Origin of the sequence: Streptomyces acidiscabies (assembly GCF_020010905.1) — a bacterium.
GTDB lineage: Bacteria > Actinomycetota > Actinomycetes > Streptomycetales > Streptomycetaceae > Streptomyces > Streptomyces acidiscabies.
In genome coordinates this window covers 4,403,912-4,426,916 of sequence record NZ_JAGJBY010000001.1, presented here as the reverse complement: position 1 = coordinate 4,426,916, position 23,005 = coordinate 4,403,912, and the positions used below count along the sequence as shown (strand labels likewise).

24 protein-coding genes and 1 pseudogene are annotated in these 23,005 nt (G+C 72.2%); 9 read left to right on the top strand and 16 right to left on the bottom strand.

From position 1 onward, the window contains the following. Positions 1 to 131 precede the first annotated feature (131 nt). Together dacB and J8M50_RS20320 are read left to right on the top strand one after the other, a co-directional pair. Entirely contained in the window at positions 132 to 1,469 is a 1,338-nt protein-coding gene (dacB, locus tag J8M50_RS20325; protein ID WP_010358482.1) for a D-alanyl-D-alanine carboxypeptidase/D-alanyl-D-alanine endopeptidase, read from the top strand. Between the two features lie 111 nt (positions 1,470 to 1,580). After that, positions 1,581 to 2,879, top strand: a complete 1,299-nt coding sequence (locus tag J8M50_RS20320) for a Gfo/Idh/MocA family protein (protein WP_010358483.1) — start codon at positions 1,581 to 1,583, stop codon at positions 2,877 to 2,879. Between the two features lie 66 nt (positions 2,880 to 2,945). On the opposite strand, the gene J8M50_RS20315 is transcribed toward J8M50_RS20320, so the two are convergent. Beyond that, entirely contained in the window at positions 2,946 to 3,671 is a 726-nt protein-coding gene (locus J8M50_RS20315) for a TetR/AcrR family transcriptional regulator C-terminal domain-containing protein (protein WP_010358484.1), read from the bottom strand. 230 nt (positions 3,672 to 3,901) lie between these two features. Then, the gene (locus tag J8M50_RS20310; protein WP_010358486.1) at positions 3,902 to 4,936 is read right to left on the bottom strand and encodes an aldo/keto reductase; all 1,035 of its coding nucleotides are present in this window, start codon (positions 4,934 to 4,936) and stop codon (positions 3,902 to 3,904) included. An 88-nt stretch (positions 4,937 to 5,024) separates the two neighbouring features. On the opposite strand from J8M50_RS20310, the gene J8M50_RS20305 reads away from it, so the two are divergent. Then, positions 5,025 to 5,654 (top strand): TetR/AcrR family transcriptional regulator, encoded by a 630-nt coding sequence (locus tag J8M50_RS20305; protein ID WP_010358487.1) that lies wholly within the window; start codon positions 5,025 to 5,027, stop codon positions 5,652 to 5,654. Here J8M50_RS20305 and J8M50_RS20300 read toward each other — a convergent pair. From J8M50_RS20300 to J8M50_RS20255, 10 genes and pseudogenes are all read right to left on the bottom strand, one after another. Next, positions 5,641 to 6,303, bottom strand: a complete 663-nt coding sequence (locus J8M50_RS20300; protein WP_010358488.1) for a S1 family peptidase — start codon at positions 6,301 to 6,303, stop codon at positions 5,641 to 5,643. The two genes, J8M50_RS20305 and J8M50_RS20300, sit on opposite strands and share 14 nt — an antisense overlap. A gap of 344 nt (positions 6,304 to 6,647) precedes the next feature. Continuing rightward, positions 6,648 to 7,805: an MFS transporter gene (locus J8M50_RS20295; protein WP_010358489.1), complete on the bottom strand. Its 1,158-nt coding sequence runs from the start codon at positions 7,803 to 7,805 to the stop codon at positions 6,648 to 6,650. A 114-nt stretch (positions 7,806 to 7,919) separates the two neighbouring features. Next, complete coding sequence (locus tag J8M50_RS20290) at positions 7,920 to 8,228, bottom strand: hypothetical protein (RefSeq protein WP_010358490.1); 309 nt, start codon at positions 8,226 to 8,228, stop codon at positions 7,920 to 7,922. Between the two features lie 139 nt (positions 8,229 to 8,367). Continuing rightward, on the bottom strand, positions 8,368 to 9,204 hold the full coding sequence (locus J8M50_RS20285) for a PEP/pyruvate-binding domain-containing protein (protein ID WP_010358491.1): 837 nt from the start codon (positions 9,202 to 9,204) through the stop codon (positions 8,368 to 8,370). 207 nt (positions 9,205 to 9,411) lie between these two features. Then, complete coding sequence (locus J8M50_RS20280; protein ID WP_010358492.1) at positions 9,412 to 9,951, bottom strand: hypothetical protein; 540 nt, start codon at positions 9,949 to 9,951, stop codon at positions 9,412 to 9,414. 240 nt (positions 9,952 to 10,191) lie between these two features. Next, positions 10,192 to 10,608 carry a tetratricopeptide repeat protein gene (locus J8M50_RS20275; protein ID WP_010358493.1) on the bottom strand — a complete coding sequence of 139 codons (417 nt, stop codon included), beginning with the start codon at positions 10,606 to 10,608 and terminating at the stop codon, positions 10,192 to 10,194. Positions 10,609 to 10,632: 24 nt separating this feature from the next. Continuing rightward, positions 10,633 to 11,706, bottom strand: coding sequence for an LLM class flavin-dependent oxidoreductase (locus tag J8M50_RS20270; RefSeq protein WP_010358494.1), 1,074 nt, complete (start codon positions 11,704 to 11,706; stop codon positions 10,633 to 10,635). Between the two features lie 159 nt (positions 11,707 to 11,865). After that, positions 11,866 to 12,207: a GNAT family N-acetyltransferase gene (locus tag J8M50_RS20265; RefSeq protein WP_223786315.1), complete on the bottom strand. Its 342-nt coding sequence runs from the start codon at positions 12,205 to 12,207 to the stop codon at positions 11,866 to 11,868. A gap of 9 nt (positions 12,208 to 12,216) precedes the next feature. Then, positions 12,217 to 13,182: pseudogene (locus tag J8M50_RS20260) on the bottom strand (pirin family protein); the annotation flags it as partial. Between the two features lie 82 nt (positions 13,183 to 13,264). Then, positions 13,265 to 13,753 (bottom strand): MarR family winged helix-turn-helix transcriptional regulator, encoded by a 489-nt coding sequence (locus tag J8M50_RS20255; protein WP_040838013.1) that lies wholly within the window; start codon positions 13,751 to 13,753, stop codon positions 13,265 to 13,267. Between the two features lie 135 nt (positions 13,754 to 13,888). Here J8M50_RS20255 and J8M50_RS20250 point away from each other — a divergent pair, with 135 nt between their 5' ends. Together J8M50_RS20250 and J8M50_RS20245 are read left to right on the top strand one after the other, a co-directional pair. Continuing rightward, a complete protein-coding gene (locus J8M50_RS20250) occupies positions 13,889 to 14,893 on the top strand; it encodes an ATP-binding cassette domain-containing protein (RefSeq protein WP_029184435.1) in 1,005 nt (334 codons plus the stop codon). Beyond that, positions 14,890 to 15,702, top strand: coding sequence for an ABC transporter permease (locus J8M50_RS20245; RefSeq protein WP_010358498.1), 813 nt, complete (start codon positions 14,890 to 14,892; stop codon positions 15,700 to 15,702). The genes J8M50_RS20250 and J8M50_RS20245 overlap by 4 nt, the downstream gene beginning before the upstream one ends. Here J8M50_RS20245 and J8M50_RS20240 read toward each other — a convergent pair. The 3 genes from J8M50_RS20240 to J8M50_RS20230 form a co-directional block, all read right to left on the bottom strand. Further along, on the bottom strand, positions 15,657 to 18,716 hold the full coding sequence (locus J8M50_RS20240; protein ID WP_010358499.1) for an ATP-binding protein: 3,060 nt from the start codon (positions 18,714 to 18,716) through the stop codon (positions 15,657 to 15,659). The genes J8M50_RS20245 and J8M50_RS20240 overlap by 46 nt on opposite strands. 14 nt (positions 18,717 to 18,730) lie before the next feature. Then, complete coding sequence (locus tag J8M50_RS20235; RefSeq protein WP_010358501.1) at positions 18,731 to 19,084, bottom strand: hypothetical protein; 354 nt, start codon at positions 19,082 to 19,084, stop codon at positions 18,731 to 18,733. Between the two features lie 73 nt (positions 19,085 to 19,157). Then, positions 19,158 to 20,030, bottom strand: a complete 873-nt coding sequence (locus J8M50_RS20230) for a hypothetical protein (RefSeq protein ID WP_010358503.1) — start codon at positions 20,028 to 20,030, stop codon at positions 19,158 to 19,160. Positions 20,031 to 20,137: 107 nt separating this feature from the next. Between J8M50_RS20230 and J8M50_RS20225 the strand changes: the two genes are divergently transcribed. After that, positions 20,138 to 20,467, top strand: coding sequence for a hypothetical protein (locus J8M50_RS20225; protein ID WP_223786339.1), 330 nt, complete (start codon positions 20,138 to 20,140; stop codon positions 20,465 to 20,467). Positions 20,468 to 20,489: 22 nt separating this feature from the next. On the opposite strand, the gene J8M50_RS20220 is transcribed toward J8M50_RS20225, so the two are convergent. Beyond that, on the bottom strand, positions 20,490 to 21,287 hold the full coding sequence (locus J8M50_RS20220) for a putative protein N(5)-glutamine methyltransferase (protein WP_010358504.1): 798 nt from the start codon (positions 21,285 to 21,287) through the stop codon (positions 20,490 to 20,492). Between the two features lie 239 nt (positions 21,288 to 21,526). Here J8M50_RS20220 and J8M50_RS20215 point away from each other — a divergent pair, with 239 nt between their 5' ends. The 3 genes from J8M50_RS20215 to J8M50_RS20205 all read left to right on the top strand — a co-directional run bounded on the left by J8M50_RS20215 (position 21,527) and on the right by J8M50_RS20205 (position 23,005). Further along, entirely contained in the window at positions 21,527 to 21,958 is a 432-nt protein-coding gene (locus tag J8M50_RS20215; protein ID WP_010358505.1) for a MarR family winged helix-turn-helix transcriptional regulator, read from the top strand. A gap of 45 nt (positions 21,959 to 22,003) precedes the next feature. Further along, positions 22,004 to 22,339, top strand: coding sequence for an ArsR/SmtB family transcription factor (locus J8M50_RS20210; RefSeq protein ID WP_010358506.1), 336 nt, complete (start codon positions 22,004 to 22,006; stop codon positions 22,337 to 22,339). Between the two features lie 84 nt (positions 22,340 to 22,423). Continuing rightward, complete coding sequence (locus tag J8M50_RS20205; RefSeq protein ID WP_010358507.1) at positions 22,424 to 23,005, top strand: hypothetical protein; 582 nt, start codon at positions 22,424 to 22,426, stop codon at positions 23,003 to 23,005.

Here is a 23,005-nt window from a genome sequence, read left to right as displayed (position 1 = left end):
AGCGCCGTCCAGGACTTTTCCCCCCACGCCCGAATGCCCTCACATCTCCTTCACTCCTACTTGAAGGTACAAGCTCCTTCGGCTGCTACTTTTCGGCCAGATCCATCCACTCCCCCCGCTAGGACCCCCACATGTCGAGCACCCCCCTCTCCGGCGCGCGTGGGCGTCACCGCAAGCCCCGCGAGATAAACCCGGCGGTCCGCCGCGCACTCCTGGTCGCGGCGGTGGCCCCGGTCGCCGGCACGATCCTGGCCGGCCCCTCCGCATTCGCCGCCGAGAAGGCCACCGCGACGAAGGCCGGCGCGACGGAACTCGACCCCGCCGAGCAGCAGATCGCGGACAACCTCAACACCCGCGTCCAGGACGCCCGCCTCGGCACGACGTTCAGCGGTGTCGTCATCGACGCCAAGTCCGACAAACAGGTCTGGGGCCACGACGCGGAGACCGCCCTCATGCCCGCGTCCAACGCGAAGCTCGCGACCTCGACCGCCGCCCTCACGGTCCTCGGCCCCAGCCACCGCTTCACCACGAAGGTCGTGTACGGCGACGGCGCGCTCACCCTCGTCGGCGGCGGCGACCGCACGCTGACCTCGGCCGACCTCCAGGAGCTGGCGAAGACCGCGGCGGCCGGCGTCAAGGCGGCGGGCCTGACCTCCGTCAAGGTCCACGTCGACGACAGCCTCTTCCCCGAGCCGTCCCTCGCGACCGGCTGGAACGACGGCTACTACCCGGACAACATCGCGCCCGTCCGCGCGCTGGTCGTCGACGGCCACGGCGTCATGGACACCTCGCTCGACGCCGGGCAGGTCTTCGCGAAGCTCCTCACCGAGCAGGGCGTCACCGTCGACGGCGACGTCGCGCACGCCACCGCCGCCCCCACGGACGTACCCGTCGCCCGCCACACCTCCGGCAAGCTGTCGGAGATCGTCAAGACGATGCTGAAGACCAGCGACAACAACATCGCCGAGACGCTGCTGCGCATGACCGCGCTCGGCGCCGGGCGCCCGGCGACCTTCGAGGACGGTACGGCCGTCGTCCGCGACGTCCTCGGCTACCGGTACGGCGTCTCCCTGGAGAACTTCGAGATCCACGACGGCAGCGGGCTCTCCCGCGCCGACCGGATCCCGGCGCAGACCCTCGCGGACATCCTCGACCTCACGACGGACCCGCGGTACAGCCACACGCTGAAGTACATCAAGGACGGGCTGCCGGTCGCCGGTGAGGCCGGCGCCACGCTCGGTCCCGAGTGGGGGCGCTTCGACACGCCCGACTCGTCGTGCGCCGTGGGCAAGGTGATGGCCAAGACGGGGACGCTGACCGGGGCCATCGCGCTGAGCGGGTTCACGCAGGCGCAGGACGGACGATGGAAGGTGTTCTCGTTCGTCGAGAACAACTCGACCGCCGCGCCGGGGGACATCAAGGACGCGATGGACGGGCTGGCGGCGACTGTGAACGGGTGCTGGGCGTAAGGGAGTTGCCCCTCCAAGAGGGCCCACCGGCGCCGGGTGATCTTTCGGCTCGGCGCCGGGGTGGGTACGCTCCGACGCGGTGTTTTTCGTACGTCGGAACGGAGACCCCGCATGTCCAGTGTTCCTCGCCGCCGCGTCGCCGTCGTCGGACTCGGCTCCCGCGCCCGGCTGTTCGTGAACGCGCTCGCCGGGCCCTACGCGGACCGGTACGAACTCGCCGGGTTCTGCGACACCAACTCCCGCCGGATGGCCGTCCACAACGAGTGGCTCGGCGGTGGGACACCCGTACCGGCCTACCCCGCCGGGGAGTTCGGCGAGATGCTGCGCCGCGAGCGGATCGACCTCGTCGTGGTGTGCAGCGTCGACCGGACCCACGACGAGTACATCGTGCGGGCGCTGGACGCCGGGTGCGACGTCGTCACCGAGAAGCCGATGACGACCGACGCGGACAAGGCCCGCCGCATCCTCGCGGCCCGCGAACGCACCGGGCGGGACGTCCGCGTCGCCTTCAACTACCGCTACAACCCGGCCCATTCGGCCGTACGGGAGCTGCTCGCGGACGGCGCGATCGGCGAGGTCGGGTCCGTGCACTTCGAGTGGCTGCTCGACCTGCGGCACGGCGCGGACTACTTCCGCCGCTGGCACCGGGAGAAGGCCAACTCCGGTGGCCTGATGGTCCACAAGGCCACGCACCACTTCGACCTGGTGAACTGGTGGCTGGACAGCTCACCCGAACTCGTCTACGCACAGGGCACGTTGTTCTTCTACGGCTCTGAAGCGGGCCAACGCCGAGGGTTGGCCCGGGAGTACGACCGCGCGCACGGCCGGCCCGCCGCCTCGGACGACCCCTTCGCCCTCCACCTCGCCGACGACCCCGACCTCACGTCCCTCTACCTGGACGCCGAGTCGGAGGACGGCTACCACCGCGACCAGAACGTCTTCGCGCCCGGCGTGACCATCGAGGACGACATGGCGGTCCTCGTCCGGTACGCCTCGGGCGCCTCCCTGACGTACCACCTCACCGCGTACTCCCCCTGGGAGGGGTACCGGATCGCCTTCAACGGCAGCGAGGGGCGGCTGGAGCTGCTCGTCGAGGAGACGACCTGGACCCCGCCCCGGGTGAGCGCCGCTTCGACCCACGGCGCCGAGGCGAACACCGGCCGTACGGAACTGCTGCTGCGCCGGTCCTGGGAGCGGCCCCGGGAGATCAAGGTGGCGAGCGGGGAGGGCGGGCACGGGGGTGGGGACGTGCGGATGCTGGAGGACTTGTTCGGGACGCGCGTGCCTGATCCGCTGGGGCGGGCGGCGGATGCGGTGGACGGGGCGCGGTCGTTGGTGACGGGGTTGGCGGCCAACCGGTCGTTCGAGACGGGGGCGGTGGTGCGGACGCGGGATGTGCTGGACCTCTGAGGCACGCGGCCTTCAGATAGGCGTGTCCGGGAGGGGGCGGTACGGCAATCTGCCTGTACGGCGTTGTCACCCCTTGCCCGGCAGCCTCATCGCCAGCCCGTCCAGCACCACGTCCAACCCGTACCGGAACTTGGCCTCCCTCGCCTCCTCCGGCCCCTGCTCCTCCGGCGCCCGGTACCCGTCCGCGAGGTGCGTGTACCCGGCCGCCGCCTCTTCCGCCGCCGGCATCAGGCGGGCCACGAACCCGGCCTCCGTGTCCCCGGACCGCGCGACCGTCCCGAGCCACGCGGCCTCCGTCGCGCTCATGCCGGTGACGTACGACAGGAGCGCGGAGATCGCGTTGCCGGGGTCGGGGAAACCGGCGCGGACGAAGAGCGCGGCCAGACTCTCCGTGCGGGACATGAGGTTGGGACCCAGATAGGCGAGGCCCGCCTGTCCGAGGACGGAGGCCAGCCACGGGTGGCGCAGGATCGTCGCCCGGAACGAGAACGCCGCGTCCGCCACGGCGCCCCGCCAGTCGTCACTGTCCGCCGGGGGTACGGCGATCTCGCCGAAGACCTCGTCGGCGGCCAGCTCCATCAGCTCGTCCTTGGTGGCGACGTGCCGGTACAACGAGGTCGCCCCCGCGTTCAGCCGCGCCCCCAACTTCCGCATGCTGAGCGCCTCGACACCCTCCGCGTCCAGCATCGCGACCGCCTCGCGCACGATCGCGGCCCGGCTGAGCGCGGGTTGGTCCGGTTCGCGCCGGGGGCGGGCCCATACCGAGGGGATCGGGTTCCGCTTGGCCGTCATGACGCTCCTGTTCCTCGCCGGTGCGTGAGTCCTGGCCAGCATACCCTGCGATGCGCACACCGTTCCCCTCGTGCGCACATTGTTCCCCAGACGCCCGGGGTGCTGCTCGCGGGGCGTACGCCGTCGGACGGGAGCGGTGGGTCGACGCACGAGTCCTCGTCGACTCCCGCGACCGTCCGGCGCGGTCGGTCGCGCGGCTCCCCGCACCCCCGGAAGGCGGCCCCTCACCGTCACACCACCGGCGGGTTCAGGCGGGCGAACCCCTCCTGGCGCTGGTACGGGAAGTGCGGGTACGGGCCGGTCCGGGCACTCACCCCGTCCAGGCGCGCCATCTGCTCGGGCGTCAGTTCCCAGCCCAACGCCCCCAGGTTCTCCCGGAGTTGACGTTCGTCCCTGGCGCCGATGATGACCGAGGACACCGTGGGGCGCCGGAGCAGCCAGTTGATGGCCACCTGGGGGATCGTCCGGCCGGTTTCCTGGGCCGTTTCGTCGAGCGCGTCCACCACGCGGTAGAGGTGCTCGTCCTCCACCGGGGGACCGTAGTCGGCCGTCCGGTGCAAGCGGCTCTGCTGCGGCAGGGGGCGGCCCCGGCGGACCTTTCCCGTGAGGCGGCCCCAGCCCAACGGGCTCCAGACCATCGCACCCAGCCCCTGGTCCAGGCCCAGCGGCATCAGGTCCCACTCGTAGTCGCGGCCGATCAGCGAGTAGTACACCTGCTGGGCCACGTACCGGGTCCGCCCGTGCCGGTCCGCCGCCGCCAGCGACTTCATCGTCTGCCAGCCGGAGAAGTTGGAGACGCCGAGGTAACGGATCTTCCCCGCCCGCACGAGGTCGTCGAGCGCCGCCACGACCTCCTCCACCGGCGTCGCGGCATCGAACGCGTGCAGTTGGAACAGGTCGATGTGGTCGGTGCCGAGTCTGCGCAGCGCGTTCTCGCAGGCGGCAATGAGGCGGGCGCGGGAGGTGCCGGCGTCGGCGGGCCCCTCGCCGGTCGGCAGGCCCGCCTTGGTCGAGACGAGCACCCGGTCCCTGCGGCCCTTGATCGCCTCGCCGAGCGTTTCCTCGGAGGCGCCGTCCGAGTAGACGTCCGCCGTGTCGAACATCGTGATCCCCACGTCGAGGCAGATGTCGACCAGCCGCCGCGCCTCCCGTACGTCCGTGCTGCCCCACTCGCCGAACAGCGGTCCCCGCCCGCCGAAGGTTCCGGCGCCGAAGCTCAGCGCGGGGACCTTGAGGCCGGACGCGCCCAGTTGCCTGTACTCCATGACCACTCCCCCTTAACGGGTCCTGCGTTCCCTTAAGATGTCCTCACCCTAACAAGCATCGACCGACTAACGGAACAGGAGTCCCGTTATGGAGACCGAGGGTGCCGACCCCGGAACCCTCCGGCCCGGTGGACGTACGGCCCGGGTCCGAGCCGCCGTCCTGCGAGCCGCCGGAGACGTCCTCGCCGAGGAGGGCTTCACCCACCTCGACCTCGCCGACGTCGCCCGCCGCGCCGAGGTCGGCAAGACCACCGTCTACCGGCGCTGGGGCACGGTCACCGGCCTGGTGGCCGACCTCCTCACCGACATGGCCGACCAGTCCCTCCCCCGCACCGACACCGGCTCCCTCCTCGGCGACCTCAAGGCCAACGCCCGACTCGTCCAACGCACCCTCACCGATCCTCGCCAGGGCGCCCTCTTCAAGGCCGTCATCGCCGCCGCCACCTGCGACCCCCGAACCGCCGAGGCCCTCCACCGCTTCTACGCCGTCCGCGTCGAGGAGTGGGCCCCCTGCGTCCGCCAGGCCGTCACCCGAGGCGAACTCCCGGCCGGCACCGACCCCCACGAGGTGATCCGCGCCGTCTCCGCTCCCCTCTACTACCGCCTCCTCACCACCCCCTCGCCCCTCACGGAATCCGACGCGGACCACGCGGCGGAAGCGGCGGCGACGTCCGCACGGGCGGGGGTGTTCGTGCGGGGCACGATCACACCCCCGTGACGCTCCTTATCCAGCTCCGGTGCGACGCCACACTGCTGTACTCGTTCGGGCCGAACAGCACCCCCACCTGCTTGCCCTTGTAGAACGCCGGGCCTCCCGAGTCGCCCGGCTCGCTGTCTCCCGTCAGTTTCTTCGTCCAGATCGCGCGGCCGATGATGTCGTCGTGCTTGACGGAGGTCACGCGGTTCGTGGCCTTGCGGAGATTCTTCGGGTGGGGGCCGAAGCTGCCGTAACCGTAGATGCCGACGACCGCTCCCTTGGGCGGGTCCGTCTTCGCCAGCTGTATGTGCGGCGCCTTGACCGGCTTCGCGAGGTGGAAGAGGGCCACGTCGTCCAGGCCGTCCGTGTCGGCCAGGTACCGGATGGCGGTGACTTCCGCTTTCGTGCCGTGGCCGATACGGGTGTCTCCGACGCGGACCGTCATCTTTCCCGGCTCGTCGTTGTAGCAGTGGTATGCGGTGAGCACCCAACGGTCCGTCAGCATCGTTCCGGTACAAGCGAACCGTCCGTTGCTGTAGACCTGCACGGCCCACGGCGCGGACGAGGCCTCCCTACCTCCGCTGATCGCGTGAGCGGAACCGGCGGGGATGGCGCAGGCCGCGGCGAGGCCAATGCCGGCGGCGAGGGCGAGCCGTTGGTTGTGTCGCATGAGAGGTGCTCCTCCACTGGTTCCGGCGTGGCCTCTGTCGGCCCTGCCGTCGTGGATCAACCTTCGCGGAAACCGGGCCGCCGCCGCCTCGGCCGTTCGGCCAGTACTCCCACCGCAAAAACCGCCCCGTCACCCGAACGGGGTCGGCCGTTCGGCCGAGGCGGCGGAGCGGAGAGCCGGGCCAGAATGGGGGCAAGCCGCCGACGAGGCCGAGGCCCAGCAACCGCAGAACCACCCCGCCCCATCAACTCGCCCCTCACTCCCCCAACTCACCCGCCGCTCAGCCCCTCACCCCTCGACCTCACCCACCACTCAGCCCCTCTGGCCCCCCAACCTCACCCACCTCAATCCCGCACCGCAACCACCTTCTCCGTACGAGCCGCGACCACCATCACCCCAAGCCCCACCATCACAATCCCCGCCCCCACAAAGAGAGGTGACCGATAGCCCAAGCCGACCGAGATCGCCACACCCCCCAGCCAAGCCCCCAACGCGTTCCCCACATTGGAGGCCGACACATTCGCACTCGCGGCCAGCGCCGCCCCGCCCGCCTGATCCGTGACCCGGGTGATCATCCCCGGCACGCTCGCGAACCCGGTCACCCCCATCAGGAACACCAGCACCACCGAGGCCCCCTCGCTCCCCGCCAGCGCCCCGAACACCGCCAACGTCACCGCGAGTCCCGCCAGCGCCCACACCAACGCCCGGTCCCGATCCCGGTCGGCCGCGCGACCGCCCACCAGATTCCCGACGACCAGACCGACCCCGTACACCATGAGCAGCCAGGCGACGTCCGCCGAGGAGAAGCCGCCGACCTCGGTGAAGGTGTACGCGATATAGCTGAACGCGCCGAACATGCCGCCGTAGCTCAGCGCGGTGGCGGCCAGAGTGAGCCAGACCTGAGAGGAGCGGAACGCGAGGAACTGTTCACGCAGACCCTGTGAAGCGGTCGGCGACGCCGTGGCCGGGACGAGGGCGGCGATGCCGGCCAGCGCGAGGACGCCGATCACGGTGACCGCCCAGAACGCGGCGCGCCAGCCCCACCGTTCACCGACGAGCGCCCCGAACGGCACGCCGAGCACGTTGGCGACGGTGAGACCGGCGAACATCACCGCGACGGCCTGGGACTTCTTCTCCGGTACGACGAGGGCGGTGGCGACGAGCGAACCGATGCCGAAGAAGGAACCGTGGCACAGGGCCGCGACGATGCGGCCCAGCATCATCACCCAGTAGTCGGAAGCTACAGCGGAGAGGAGATTGCCGATGACGAACAGGGCCACCAGGCCGACGAGGACCTGTTTGCGGGGGAGCCGGGCCGTAGCCGCGGTCAACGCGATCGCCCCGACCGCGACGCTCAGCGCGTACCCGGAGATCAGCCGGCCGGCAGCGGCCTCGGACACCGCGAAGTCGGCCGCGACCTGTGGCAGCAGTCCCGCGATGAGGAACTCGGTGAGCCCGATGCCGAACCCGCCGAGGGCCAGCGCGACTAGTCCGATCGGCATCCGTGACTCTCCGCTCGCGCGCCGGGACATCAACACCGGGAGATCACTATGCCATCCCTCGGTCGAGGAGCTTCTCCAATTCCGTTGCCGGCGGCGCCGGTTGCTCCTCGACGGTCACGTGACGAGCTGCCCGCCGAACATCTCGCGGGGCGGCGGGAAGTCGACGAGCTGCCTGTCGGCGTCGGCCGTCAGGTCCACGGCGAGCAGCGGCAGCGCGGACCGCAACCGCCCCACCCGCCACGCGACCCCCGCCCGCCGGGCACCCGGCGCCGGGACGATGAAGTCGAGCACGGGATGCGCGGACGGCACCGCGCCGAGCAGCCACGGATCGGCGGTGGCCCACCCCCGTGCGGTCGTGACGGCGGACAGCCGCCGCAGCCGGCGCCGGGACGCGGCGCCCACGATGCCGAGCGCGAGGGGCAAGCCCGTGGGACATGGGTCCGACCCAGAAGCCCTAACGGTCGTGACGGCGAGCAGCCACCACAGCCGGCGCCGGGACGCAGCGTCCGCGATGTCGAGCGCAAGGGGCAAGCCTGCGGGACATGGGTTCCGCCCAGAGGTCCTACTCCAGCGGCTGGAGGACGCCGGGCAGGGGCTCGGTGACCGGTCCGGGGTCCAGGAGTCGCGCGCCGGGGGCGGGCCGGGCGGCTGTCGCGGTGATCGGTCGGGCCTGGAGCAGCCACAGCTTCCCGTGGGCGTCGAACCCGAACTCCATGTCCTGCGGCCCGCCGAAGACCCGCTCGGCCTTCTTCGCGAGCTGCACGAGCCGGGCCCGCTGCCGGTGGGAGAGGATCCGCTCGCCAGGTGGTTCGGTACGGACGAGGCGGGCCATGCGGGTCAGCCGGTAGCGCACGCGCTGGGTGTTGCCGTCGACAAGTTGGTCGGGGCCGCCGCGTACGGCGCTGACGAGGATGTGGTCGGTACGTCCCTCGACGGGGTCGGCGCCGGACAGCACTCCGCCGACGGACGAGGTCAGCATGGGTTGCACGAGGACGGCTATCCCGTCGCCCTCCGGTGGCTGCGGGGGCCGTACTCCGCGCGCGGAGTCGAGGACGGTGCCGACGGCGGCCTTGAACTGCTCCCAGCCTCGGACGTCGGGCACGGACTCGATGCGGTCGGCCAGGGAGGAGTCCTCGGTGTCCTCGTACGCGGAGGACGACCGGACGACCAGGGGGATCCGGTCACCGCGGAGTTCGTGCCAGAGGGCTCGTACGGAGTACTCGCCGATCGGTGCGTCGGGTGCGCGGTCGACCGGTACGAGGACGAACCCCGGCAGCGTGGGGAGGCCCGCGGCGGCAGCCCGTGCCAGGTCGGCGGCCTTCACGCCCGTGACGGCCGGGTGCCGCGCCTGTTCGGAGTCGAGCGGTACGACGGCCAGTTCCGTGCCTTCGAATCCCATGGGTGTCCCCTCCAGCGAATGCGAATGAACGAATGCGGATGTACGAACATCGGTCTGCGCGCCAAGCCGGGTGGTCGCCCGCCCAACAGCACGCCCAGCAGCCCTCTCATTCGGCCCGCCCAGCAGCACGCTCAGGCGGCCATCTCAGCCAGGTCGCACAGCAACCCGCCGGGCAGCCCGCTGCACAGCCCTGAGCAGGCAGCCCGTTCAGCCGGATCGGCGCAGCGGCACGCTTCCGGTCAGTGCCCAGGCCGCGCCGGGCAGTGCCACGGCGAGGAGGGCGACGAGGAGGTGGTCGTCGGCCGTGAGGACAGCTCCGCCGCCGACGACCGCCGCGCCGAGCAGCGCTCCAGCGCGCGTCAGGGAGTGTTTCGCCCCGCCCGCCAGGGCCAGCGCCATGAGGACGTACCAGCTCGCGGCGGTGCCGGGGAGGTCCAGGTAGTCCTGGACGAGGGAGGTCTCGTGGGCGGGTACGCCGTGCCGGGCGACGAGGACGGCGAAGCCGCCGGCGCCGGTCAGCAGGAGGGCGACGGCGCCGCGTGCGTAGCGGTTCTGGTCGTGGCGGGCCAGCCACAGGAGGGTCAGCGCGGTCGCGGGCCAGCGGACGAAACCATCGGCGTCGGAGGCGAGGCGTACCGCGTCGTCGTGGAGTGCGAGGGCGGCGTACGTGGCGGCGGTGGCGAGGGCCGTACCGCCGGCGACGAGGCGCCAGTCGAGGTGGTGGCCGCGTATGGCCGGTGTGCTCACCGGACCGTTCCCTCGGCCATGGTGCCGGGACAGTCGTCCTTCACGGCAGTCTCCTGTTCCCACCGGCCGTACTGCGGTGTCCGGCCGTCCGGAGCTGTTGACACATCAACCGCCTTCCATCTCGCCCCCTTGAGATGTCAACAAGCCCCGGCGCGGAACATTCCCCGCCGGGCAACGCAGAAAGCGGGGGCGCCCGCAGCACCGCCACGGACACCCCCGCCCCTACGTCCCCTCACCCGCTCACGCGTCCTGCGGGAACTCCCCCGAGAACGCCCCGGCCATTCGCAGCCACGGCGCCGCCTCGGCCTCCCGGCCCTGCCGTTCCAGCGTGCGGCCCAGCATGAGGTGGGCGTAGTGCTCGACCGGGTCGCGCTCCACGACGATCCGCAACTGCTCCTCGGCTCGGCCGAGTTGGGCGGAGTGGTAGTAGGCGCGCGCCAGCAGCAGGCGGGGCGCGGTCTGCTCCGGGAACTCCTCGGTCACGCGGGCCAGGAGCTTCGCGGCGCCGATGTAGTCCTTCGCCTCGAAGAGCAGCCCGGCCCGCTCCCACAGTTCGCCGGGGGTCTCCTCGCGGACGGCGCCGGGGCCGTCGTCGAAGAGGTGCAGGGCGCTGGCCCAGCGGTCGGGGGCGACGCCGGCGTTGAACTCGGCGGTCATGGTGGTCTCCTTATCGGATCTGCGTCAGCGGGTCGCGAGCGGCGAACCGTGGGTGGGCGGCGCGTCCGGCACCCCCGCCGGGCGCCGGGCGGCGAACTCTTCGCGGAGTACGGGTACGACCAGTTCCCCGAGCATCTCGACCTGTTCCAGCGCGGTCTCCAGGGGGATGCCGCCGCCGTCCACGTTGAACAGCTGGCGCTGGTAGTCCCCGGCGTACTCCCGGAAGGTGAGCGTCTTCTCGATCACCTGGTCCGGCGTACCGACGGTCAGCGGTGTCTGCGCCATGTAGTCCTCCAGCGGGAGCCCGCCGCCCATGACCGGCGAGTGGTCGAACACGGGCCGGAACTCCCGGATCGCGTCCTGGGAGTTGGCCCGCATGTAGACCTGTCCGCCGAGTCCGACGATCGCCTGTTCCGGCGTGCCGTGTCCGTAGTGGGCGTACCGCTGCCGGTACAGGTCGACCATCCGTTTGGTGTGGTCGGCCGGCCAGAAGATGTTGTTGTGGAAGAACCCGTCACCGTAGTACGCGGCCTGCTCGGCGATCTCCGGCGACCGGATGGAGCCGTGCCAGACAAACAGGGGTACGCCGTCGAGCGGGCGCGGGGTGGAGGTGAAACCCTGGAGCGGCGTACGGAACCTGCCCTCCCAGTCGACGGTGTCCTCGCGCCACAGGCGGCGCAGCAGGGCGTAGTTCTCGATCGCGAGGTCGATGCCGTCGCGGATGTCCTTGCCGAACCAGGGGTAGACGGGCCCGGTGTTGCCGCGGCCCATCATGAGGTCGACGCGGCCGTCCGCGAGGTGCTGGAGCATCGCGTAGTCCTCGGCGATCTTCACCGGGTCGTTGGTGGTGATCAGCGTGGTGGAGGTGGAGAGGATCAGCCGCTCGGTGCGCGCGGCGATGTAGCCGAGCAGGGTGGTCGGCGAGGACGGGACGAAGGGCCGGTTGTGGTGCTCGCCGGTCGCGAAGACGTCGAGTCCGACCTCCTCGGCCTTGAGCGCCAGGGCGGTCATCGCCTTGATCCGCTCGTGCTCGGTCGGGGTGCGTCCCGTGGCCGGGTCCGTGCTCACGTCGCCGACGGTGAAGATGCCGAACTGCATCGCCCTCGGCCTCCCATCTGGTTGATGTGTCAACTCCGACGGGAAGAACGCACCCCGGCCGCGCCCTATTCCGGCGCCCCGGCAGCGCTCCATTCCGGCACCTTGGCCGCGCCCTATTCCGGCACCCCGGCCGCGCACCCCGCCCCGGCCCTCGCGGCCCTACTCCGCCCCGCTCCCGAGCCGCTCCTTCAGCCACCCCCGCACCTCGGGCGTCACGGGATCGACGAGGTCCGCGAACCCGTCGTGCCGCTCCAGATACCCCGCGACGTACGGGCAGATCGGCACGATCCGCTTCCCCGAGGCGCGTACGTCGGTGAGGGCGTCCAGCACGAGCCGCGCCGCCAGCCCCTGCCCGCCGTACTCCTCGCCCACCTCGGTGTGGAAGAAGACGCGCTGCTCGCCCCGGTCGCGGTAGGCGGTGAGACCGGCGCGCCGGCCGTCCACCACGATCTCGTACAGCTCCTCGGCGTCGACGCGCCTGACCAGCGGGGACTCACTCATCTCGGGGCCTTTCGTGGGGTTGCCGCGCGGGCGGATGACGGCGTTGGGCAGGGCGGGGGCGGGGAGGCGGGCGCCGGGGTAGCCGGTCACGGCACCGAAGCGGTCGCCCTCGGCCTCCCACTCCTCGCGGGCGCGGACGATGTCCTCGTGGGAGCGGCCGACGAAGTTCCACCACATGACGATCTCCTCCCCGAAGGGGGTGCCGCCGAGGAGGATCGTGCGGGCCGGTTCGCCGGACTCGTTGGCCAGCGTCAGGGTCCCGGCACCGCAGGGGACGTACCCGAGTTCCGCGCGCCGCAAGGTGGTCGTGGCGAGGCGGACGGTCCCGGTGTCGACCAGGACGCCGTGCTCGAAGGACGGGTCGACGGCCAAGGTGACCTCGGCGTGCGGGGCGAGGACGAGTTCCGCGCCGAGGAGCGGAGTGAAGGTGCGCACCGGGGAGGCGCTGCCGGCGAGGGTGCCGAGGAAGACGCGGAGTTCGGCGCCGTCGAGGTGGACCGGGTCGGGGACGTGGTGCTGGAAGTCCCGGGCGGCCGAGCGGTGTTCACCGGGCAGCGCGAGCCAGAGCTGGACGCCGTGCACGAGGGTGGTCGCCGGGGTGGTGACCTCCGAGTGGCAGATGCCATGGCCGCCGGTCATGAGGTTCAGCTCGCCGGGGCGGATCAGGGCGTGGGTGCCGAGGCTGTCGCGGTGCTCGATCTCGCCGCTGAACAGCCAGCTCACGGTCTGGAGGCCGGTGTGGGGGTGCGGGGCGACGTCCATGCCGCCGCGCCCGGCGACCTCGGTGGGGCCGTAGTGGTCGGCGAAGCAGAAGGCGCCGATCAGGGTGCGGGCGCGCTGCGGGAGCGTGCGCCGTACGGAGAGGGAGCGGGGGCCGCCCAGGGGGACCTCGCGGGGTGTCAGGACGTCGACGGTGTCCGGTGGGGAGTCGCCGCCGCACTTCAGCGCCTCGGGGTCGGTCTCGACGTTGCTCACCGGGGCCACCTCCCACAAGCTTTAGTTGGCATGTCAACTATCATGCCACGAGGGTGCCGCGCGGGACAGCGCCGCCCGAGCCTCAGTCCGCCTCCGCGGTGGGGCACTCCGGCGCCTCGTCGATCTTCCTCACGACCCGTTCCGACACCTCGGCGATCACCCGCAGCTCGGCCGGTGTCACATGGTCGAGGAACAGCCCGCGCACCGCCTCCACGTGCCGGGGAGCGGCGGCCTCGATCATCCGGCGCCCCTCGTCCGTGATCACCACGAACGCGCCCCGCCCGTCTTCGAGGCACTCGTCGCGCATCACGAGCCCGCGTTTGACCATGCGCGCGATGTGGTGGGACATCCGGCTCTTCTCCCACTCCAGCGCGCGGGCGAGGTCCAGGATGCGCCGACGCCCGTCGGGAAGGTCGGTCAGTTCGACGAGGACCGAGAAGTCGGCGGCCGAGACGTTCGCCTCCGTCTGGAGCTGGCGCGTCAGGTGCCCCCGGAGCCGGTCCTGGAGGCGGATGAAGCCGCGCCACGCCTGCTGCTCTTCCGCCGTCAACCACCGCACCTCTTGTTCCATGGGGGGAAGTGTAGACGTGGTTGATACTTCACCGACTGCTCAGCCCAGCACCCCGGGCACCCCCCTGACCACAGCCCCGTGCCCTGAAACCGCCGTGAAACCCCGCTGAACCCGCCCCGCCGCATCCTCTGCCGCATGACGACAGAACACATGCCGGCAGAACAACGGCTCGCCATCGCGGCGTACGGGCTGCGCAAGGCGTACGGCGACAAGACCGTGCTGGACGGCATCGACTTCGAGGTGCCGACGGGCACGGTGTTCTCCCTGCTGGGACCCAACGGCGCGGGCAAGACCACGGCCGTCGGCATCCTCTCCACCCTGCTGACGGCGGACGCCGGGGACGGGAAGGTCGGCGGGTACGGACTCCGTGCGCAGGCGCACGCCGTACGGACCGCGATCGGGGTCACCGGGCAGTTCTCGGCGGTGGACGGGCTGATCACCGGCGAGGAGAACATGCTCCTGATGGCCGACCTGAACCACCTGGCCAAGGACGAGGGCCGCAGGGTCGCCGCCGAGCTGCTGGAGCGGTTCGAGCTGACGGACGCCGCGAAGAAGCCCGCGTCCACGTACTCCGGCGGCATGAGGCGGCGTCTCGACCTCGCGATGACGCTGGTCGGCGGCCCGCGCATCATCTTCCTCGACGAGCCCACGACCGGCCTGGACCCCCGTTCCCGGCACACGATGTGGGGCATCGTCCGTGAACTGGTCGCCGCCGGGACGACCGTCTTCCTCACCACCCAGTACCTGGACGAGGCCGACGAACTCGCCGACCGCATCGCGGTCCTGGACGGCGGCCGGATCGTCGCGGAGGGCACCCCGGCGGAGCTGAAACGCCTGGTTCCGGGCGGCCACGTACGCCTGCGCTTCACGGACCCGACGGCGTACGAACACGCCGCGGCGACGCTGCGCGAGACGACGCGCGACGACGAGACCCTCACCCTCCAGATCCCGAGCACCGGCAGCCAGCGCGAACTCCGTGCAGTCCTGGACTGGCTGGACTCGGCCGGCATCGAGGCGGACGAACTCTCCGTGCACACACCGGACTTGGACGACGTGTTCTTCGCGCTGACTGCACAGCCAACGGCCACCACACCCGATACCACCATCAAGCCTGCCGTCACCGAGGAGCACGCCCGATGACCACCCCAGCCCCCACCCTCTCCCCCGCCCACGCCCTCCGCGACAACCTCACCATGCTCCGCCGCAACCTCCTCCACGCCCGCCGCTACCCCTCCCTCACCCTCAACATCCTCCTCACCCCCGTCATCCTCCTGCTCCTGTTCGTCTACCTCTTCGGCGACGTCATGAGCGCGGGCATCACCGGCGGCCCCGCAGACCGCTCCGCGTACGTCGCGTACATCGTCCCCGGCATCCTCCTGATGACGATCGGCGGCACGGCGCTCGGTACGGCGGTCGCGGTGTCGATGGACATGACGGAAGGGATCATGGCGAGATTCCGCACGCTGGCGATCTCCAGGGCGTCGGTCCTGACCGGCCACGTCCTCGGCAGCGTCCTGCAAACCCTCTTCGCGCTGGCCGCCCTGCTCCTGATCGGCGTCGCCATCGGCTTCCGCCCGAACGCGACCCCCCTGGAGTGGCTCGCGGCGGCCGGTCTCCTCACCCTGTTCAGCCTCGCCCTGATCTGGTTCGCGGTCGGCATCGGCCTCGCCTCCCCGAACCCGGAGGGCGCGAGCAACCTCGGCCTGCCGCTGATGATGCTGCCGATGGTGTCGAGCGCGTTCGTCCCGGTGGACGACATGCCGGGCTGGTTCCGCTGGTTCGCGGAGTACCAGCCGTTCTCCCCGGCGATCGAGACCCTGCGCGGCCTGCTGCTGGGCACGGCGATCGGTACGGCGAACGCGCTGCTGACGCTCGGCTGGGCGGTGGGCCTGTCGGTGCTGGGCTACGTCTGGTCGAAGGCGCTGTTCGTGAGGGAACCCAGGCACTGAAGCGCGGCGTCGCGCCCCAACTCCCCGTACTCGGCCCGCGCCCTCGCGTACCCCGCCGCGTCGACCCGCTCGGCGGCCTCACGGGCCCGGACGGAGGACAGTGCGGGGAAGTCCCGGGCCACCGGCACGAGTTCGCTCAACGCGACCAGCCGCACAGCCCCGGCATCCCCCTCGGCGAGCCCCGCCAGCGCGACGGCGAGCAGCACCGCCCCGTACGTGGAACCCGGCGGAAGGCCGGGCAGCAGCCCCCGCAACTCCCGCACCAGCCCGGCGACTTGGTCCACCCGCCCGTTCAGGGCGTGCGCCGCCACCGCCCCCGCGCGCACCTCCAGCGACCACTTCGCCATGAACGGGTCGGCGTCGCTCGGCCGCACCTCCTCGGCCGTCCGCCGCCACAGCCGCAGCCCCGCTTCAACTCGCCCGCGCGCCAGCGCGATCTCCGCGCGGGCGCCGAGGTCGGAGCTCAACGCCTCGACGGTCTCCGGGCGTTGGTCGAGGCTGGCGAGTCCGTACCAGTACTCGGCCTCGTCGACGCGGCCCAGTTGGAGGCAGGCGAGGGTCAGCGCCCAGCGCACGCCGACGGGGTCGAACCAGTCGTTGTGGGAGCTGCCGTACTCGCCGAGCGTGTCGTGGGCGGCGCGCAGATGCTCGTACGCCTCCTGGCCCCGCTCGGTGCGCAGACACAGTTCACTGATGCGGCCGTGGGCGAGCATCCGCAGGGCGGGGTTGCCGGAGGGCGCGAGCGAGGCGAGCATCCGGCGGGCGTGTTCGAGGGCGCGCTCGGTGTCCTGCGCGGCGTCCCACACATAGCTCGCGACGGTCGACGCGGTCCCGGCGAGCATCGGCTCGTCCGCCTCGCAGAGTTCCGTCAGCCGCTCGTACCCGGGCGGGTGGATGTCCGGCATGGCGCCCAGGACGACGGCGAGGGCGCGCGGCACGGTGTCCGGCGGGGCGGGCGGCAGCCGGCGCAGGGTCGCCAACTGGCGTACGGCGTGCGGGCCGTGGGCCATGAAGAGGGTGCCGGTGGCGACGACGGAGGCGCTGCGGAGGGTCTCGATGTCGCGGGGGTCGCCCGGGTGGTGGTGGGAGAGGGGGCCGCCGGTCTCCTCGATGAGCGCTGCGAGGCGGGCGTAGTGGGACTCGGTGGCCCACAGGGAGCCGAGGACGGCGGTGACGGCGGCGGTCGTGTCGCCGTCGGAGCGGGCCAGGGCGTGGCGCAGGGCGAGGACGAGGTTGTCCTGTTCGGCGCGGACGAGGTCCCAGGCGGGGACGGGGGCCGTACCGAACAGGACGTCGTGGTGGGTGCGGCCGAAGTCGCGGGCCCAGGTGAGGAACCGGCCGGTGACGGCCTCGTCCTCGGCCGCCTCGGCGCGGCGGGCGGCGCCGAACTCGCGGAGGGTCTCCAGCATCCGGAAGCGGGTGCCGTGGGGGGTGTCGGCGACCTTGAGGAGGGACTGTCCGGTGAGCTGTTCCAGCAGGTCGAGCGGGTCGGCGGGGGTGTCGAGGACGTACCCGGCGGCCTCGGCGTCGAAGCCGCCGGGAAACACCGACAGGGCGCGCAGGGCGGCGCGGCCGTCCGGGCCGAGGAGGTTCCAGCTCCAGTCGACGACGGCCCGCAGGGTGCGGTGGCGCTCAGGCGCGTCGCGGGCGCCGCCGGAGAGCAGGGCGAAGCGGTCGCGCAGGCGGCGGGAGACGTCAGCGACCGACAGGACGCGGACGCGGGCGGCGGCGAGTTCGACGGCGAGGGGGAGGCCGTCGAGGTGGGCGCAGATCTCGGCGACGGTGTCGGGCGGCAGGTCCACGCCGGGGCGGGCGGCGCGGGCGCGCTGGACGAAGAGTTCGGCGGCGGCCCGGTCGCCGAGTTCGGGCAGCGCGTACACGGACTCCGAGGTCAGGCCGAGCGGGGCGCGGCTGGTGGCGAGGATCCGCAGCTCCTTGAAGCGGGCGACGAGGGTCTGTACGAGGTCGGCGACGCCGGTGACGACGTGCTCGCAGTTGTCCAGCACCAGCAGCGTGGGCCGGGTGCCGAGCGCCACGAGAAGGGCGTCCGGCATGCCCGTGCCGACGGCCGCTGCGACCTCGGCCGCGACCTCGTCGTCCGTGGTGACCCCGGCGAGCGGCACGAAGTGCACGACCGGCTGTTCGGCGGCGTGGCTCACGGCGTGCGAGAGGCGCGTCTTGCCGAGCCCGCCGGGGCCTACGACGGTGACGACCCGCGCGGTGCGCAGCAGCCCGGCGACCGCGGCGACGTCGGCGTCCCGGCCGAGCAGGGGGTTGGGTTCGTACGGCACGCCGTGGCGGACGCGCGGCGTGTCGGCGCTCAGCAACTCCTCGTGCACGTCCCGCAGTTCGGGTCCCGGGTCGATGCCGAGGGTGTCGCGCAGGTCGCGCCGGTAGGCGTCGTACCGGGTCAGCGCGGCGGCGGCGCCCTCGCAGCGCAGGAGTTCCGCGAGCGCCTCCTCGTCCCGGGGAGCCTCCCTGACGACCTCGGCGAGCGGGGAGAGCGCCTCCTCACGACGGCCGAGCCTCGCGAGGGCGAGCGCGCGGGCCCGGACCAGCGCACGCCGGGTATGGGCGCGGTCGGCGCGCAGGGCGCCCAGCGGGTCGTACGGCGTCTCCTCGGCGCCGCCCTCCCACAGTGCGAGCCCGGCCTCGGCCCGCGCGAGCGCGCCCGCGTGGTCCCCGGTCCGCGCGCACCGCGTACTCGCCGCCTCGTGCAGGAGCAGCGCGGAGCTGTCCACCTGGGCGGGCTCGAAGGCGAGCCGGTAACCCGTCGGCGTACTGACGACCACCTCGGCGCCGAGTTGCGCCCGCAGCCGGGAGACGAGGATCTGTACGGCCTTCGCGGGGTGCTCCGGCAGCTCCTCCGGCCACAGCCCCTCGACGATCCGGGCCGTCCCGCAGCCGGTGGCCAGCTCCTCGGCGAGCAGGGCGAGGAGGCCGCGCAGCCGGGGCGCGGTGATCTCCCGGCCCCGGCAGGAGACTCGGGGCAGGAGGGTCAACTCGGTCGTCACTCCGGCAGGTTAGGTCACTTGTTGCCGAGCAGGACGTGCAGCTCTCGTTCCTGGTCGCCGGAGGACGTCGTCAGGTCGCGGACCGTGAACAGGGAGTCGAGGGTCGTGCGGAGGCGGTCGATCGCCCAGTAGCCGCCCTGGGCGTCGGCCTCGACCGTGGCGGAGAGGTGGGCCGGGGGCGGGCAGGTGTGGGTCTCGGCGACCTCGAAGGTGCCGAGCCAGACGGCGGGGCGCGTCTCGTGCAGCCGCTGGGGGACGTCGGCGGCCGTACGGTCGGACGCGTAGCAGGCACGCAGCGTGTCGAACACGATCCGGGCGTCGTCCTGGTGGCAGCCGCCGATCTCGACGGAGACGGATTCCTCACGCATCGCGATCACCTCCTGGGGGTGTGGAGTGGCTCGCGTACCACGCCACACCTCCAGGAAACCACCGATCGGATCGCTAGCTGCGGGTGAAGCGGTACGTCTTGCTGTCCGTGAGTACGCAGAAGCCCGGCGAGATCACGATCACCCGCAGGACGCCGCTGCGGCGGTCGTAGTCGATGCCCTCCGTCTCGAAGCTGCCGGTGCAGCCGCTGCGCAGGGGGAGCTGGCGCAGGGCGGTGACGTGTCCGGAGACGTTCGACGTGCCGTTCGGCTTCGCCGCGAGGTCGACTTGGAGGAGGGGCTTCGTGATGCCGAAGAGTGTGCCGGCCGGGTCGTCCGAGGAGCACAGGAGGGTCGTGGGGCCGGAGAAGTCGCAGCCCTGGACGTCCCGGACCGGGTGGTCGAGGGTGATCGTCGTGACCCAGGGGAGGTTGGTGCCCGGGGAGGTGGCCGGGTTGACGCCGGGGGTCGGGAAGACGAGGAAGCGGGTCATCGTGCCCCACTCCCCCGCGAGCATCCACTGACCGTCCGGCGAGATCGCCACCCACGAGTTGTTGAGGGCCTCGCCGGAGCCGAGCGCGTGCACGTACTCGGACCAGGCGCCGTTCGGGGACTGGACGCGGAACATCTTCGAGGTGCCCGCGTCCTGCTGGTACGGCTCGATGTACGTCCCGTCGGACGCGGCGTCCGGGTCCCCGACATGGTTCCAGCCCCGGATGCTGACACCGACCGGAATCGTCCCGATCCCGGTGTACCGGTTCGGACTGTTCGCCGGCACCTCCACGGACGTGAGCCCTTGGCTCTCGGTCAGCGGGTCGGCGCGGTCGGAGCCGACCTCGGTCCAGGTGTCGGCGGCCGAAGCGGGCGGCGCGGCCGAGAACGCGACGGCCGCGGCGGTGGCGAGGGTCACCAGGGCAGCACGGAGCCGACGGGTGGGGCGCAGAGGCATGGGGGCCTACTCCTCGGTAGGGAGGGGATCGGCGGAACAGTCTGTCGGGTGGTGCGGGACGTGTACAGCCCATGTACGGGGGCGAGTTGGGGAACGGGGGGCAACTCTTGGGGGCTCGGTGGGGGCGCCGGAAGAGGGGGCACCGGAGGTCAAGCGCCGAAAGCTGGCCGCCGCAGGCGGAGGGGGCGCCGCAGGCGGAGGGGGCGCCGCAGGCGGAGGGGGCGCCGCAGGCGGAGGGGGCGCCGCAGGCGGAGGGGGCGCCGCAGGCGGAGGGGGCGCCGCAGGCGGAGGGGGCGCCGCAGGCGGAGGGGGCGCCGCAGGCGGAGGGGGCGCCGCAGGCGGAGGGGGCGCCGCAGGCGGAGGGGGCGCCGCAGGCGGAGGGGGCGCCGCAGGCGGAGGGGGCGCGGTGCCCCGCACCGTCAGGCGGCCCGGCCTGACGGCGCGGGGCACCGGCGCCCGTCAGGCCTCCCGGCCCGGTCCTCTTATGCCGAGGACGACATGCGCGTACAGGTCCTCGTCATACTCCAGGCGCGGCGTCAGACCGCCCGCCGCAAAAGCGTCCAGCGCCCTCCGTGCCTGGTGTTCGCTCGTCTCCACGAGGAGGCAGCCGCCCGGGGCGAGCCAGTGGGTGGCCTCGGCGGCGACCCTGCGCAGGACGTCCAGGCCGTCGGTGCCGCCGTCGAGGGCGACGAGGGGTTCGTGGTCGCGGGCCTCGGTGGGGAGGAGGGCGACCTCGCCGGTGGGGACGTAGGGGACGTTCGCGGCGAGGATGTCGACGCGTCCGCGCAGGGTGTCCGGCAGGGCCGCGTACAGGTCGCCCTCGTGGACCCGGCCGCCGTACGGGGTGAGGTTGGTGCGGGCGCAGGCCACGGCGGCGGGGTCGACGTCGGCGGCGTGCAGTTCCGGCGGGGTCAGGGACGCGGCGAGGGCCGCGCCGACCGCGCCGGAGCCGCAGCACAGGTCGACGACGACCTTCGCGTGCGGGGCGGTGGCGAGGGCGCGGTCGACCAGGTACTCGGTGCGGCGGCGAGGGACGAAGACGCCGGGGGCGACGGCTATCCGCAGACCGGCGAACTCGGCCCAGCCGACGACCACTTCGAGGGGTTCACCGGCCGCCCGGCGGGCCACCAGGGCGGCGAGTTCGGCTTCCGTACGGGCCACGGAGAGGATCAGATCCGCCTCGTCCTCGGCGAAGACGCAGCCCGCTGTACGCAGGGCGATGATGACGGCAGGACGGGCGGAAAACAGGGGATTCATGGAGGTTTCGAGCACTTTCGGGGTGACGAAGGGCGCTCGTACGGTCGCCTACGGCCGGCGGTCCGCGCCGATACGGAGGGGGAGCACCCGTGCTGACACAGCGGTGATGGGTCCCACCTCCTCGTCTCCAGATCATCGCGGCTGTCGCGACCGGGCGTCACCCTACCCCACGGGTCCGACGAGACCGCCCCCCGTATCCGGTTGTACTCTGCAACCAGAGGCGCGGAGGGAGGTCCGGCATGGATTCCGAGGCCGTGGAGACCATCCAGCGGGAGATGACCGCGTTCGCCCGGCGGGCCAGGGCGAGCGCCGGACGGCTGCATCCCGAGCTGACGCTCGTGTCGTACACGCTGCTGGGATACCTGGAGGAGGCCGAGGGCGTACGGGCGACCGATCTCGCCGCGCACCACGGGCTCGACAAGTCGACGATCAGCCGCCAGGTGACGGCGCTGGAGCGGGCCGGGCTGATCGAGCGGCGCCCCGACCCCGCGGACCTGCGGGTGCAGGGGCTGTATCTCACCGACGCCGGGCGGCAGATCCTCGCGCAGGTCACCGAGAGCCGGCGCGAGGCGTTCCGGGAGCGGCTCGACGGGTGGGCTGTGGAGGATCTGGAGCGGTTCGCCGGGTATCTGGTGCGGTACAACGCTGCGGGCGAATCCTCCGTACGATGATCTGATTGCACCATCCCCACGCCTCTCGCCTCGCTGGAGTCCCCGTTGGCCCGCACCATCGACCACCCCGATCTGGCCGACGTCCCGCTCCAGCAGTTCCTGGAGGCCCTCGCCGATCCGGTACGGCGTGACATCGTCGCCCAACTCGCCCGCGCCGCAGAGGACTTGAGCTGCGGGACGTTCGTCACGCCGGTGTCGCTGTCCACGCGTACCCATCACTTCAACGTGCTGCGCGAGGCCGGGGTCATCCGGCAGTACTACGTGGGGACGACCAAGCTCAACTCCCTGCGCGCCGACGACGCCGACGGGCGCTTCCCCGGTCTCCTCGCCGCGCTGCTCGGCGCGCAGGAGCGGGAAGCCAACCCGGCGCCCCGGCAGTAGCGCCAACTGCCGTTCGCCGTAAGGGTCGTCGGGGCATGCTCGTGGCAACGCGCACCCGGCCGCCGGCAGCGAAGGGGAACGGAGATGGACCTGTGGACGCAGGAGGAGTTCGGGGAGTCCCACGGAGGGTACGCGGGGGCCGTGCTCGCGGACGGGAGTGAACCCAAGCCCGTCTACCTCGACTTCGGCTCCAGCGCCGCGAGCATCGTCCAGACGCGGGAGTGGTGGGCCTACGACGGGCGCCTGAACCGGCCGCTGACCGCCGGGTTCCGGGCCGCGTGCACGTGCGGGTGGCGGGGCACCACGTATCCCGTCGACCGCGCGTCGATGTCCTACGACGACCTCGCCGACGTCGACATCCTGTCCGCGTACGAGGACTGGGGCGAGCACATCGACGCCGTCGAGCGGCGCGCGATACCCGTGCCGGAGGACCTCGCCGACGCCATCGACCACCTCCATCTACGCCTCGCCCACCTCGCCGACCAGGCGCCGGTCGCCGCGCTGCGTGCGGTGGGGGCGCTGGAGCGGATGACCCGGGGGGTCGCCCGCGACGCGGCGTACTCGGTGAAGGACGAGGAGCCGGAGTGGGAGGTGATCGGGGTGGCGCTGGGGGTGGACGCGGAGCAGGCGCGGAGGCTGACGCTGCACTACCTGCTGCGGTCGTAG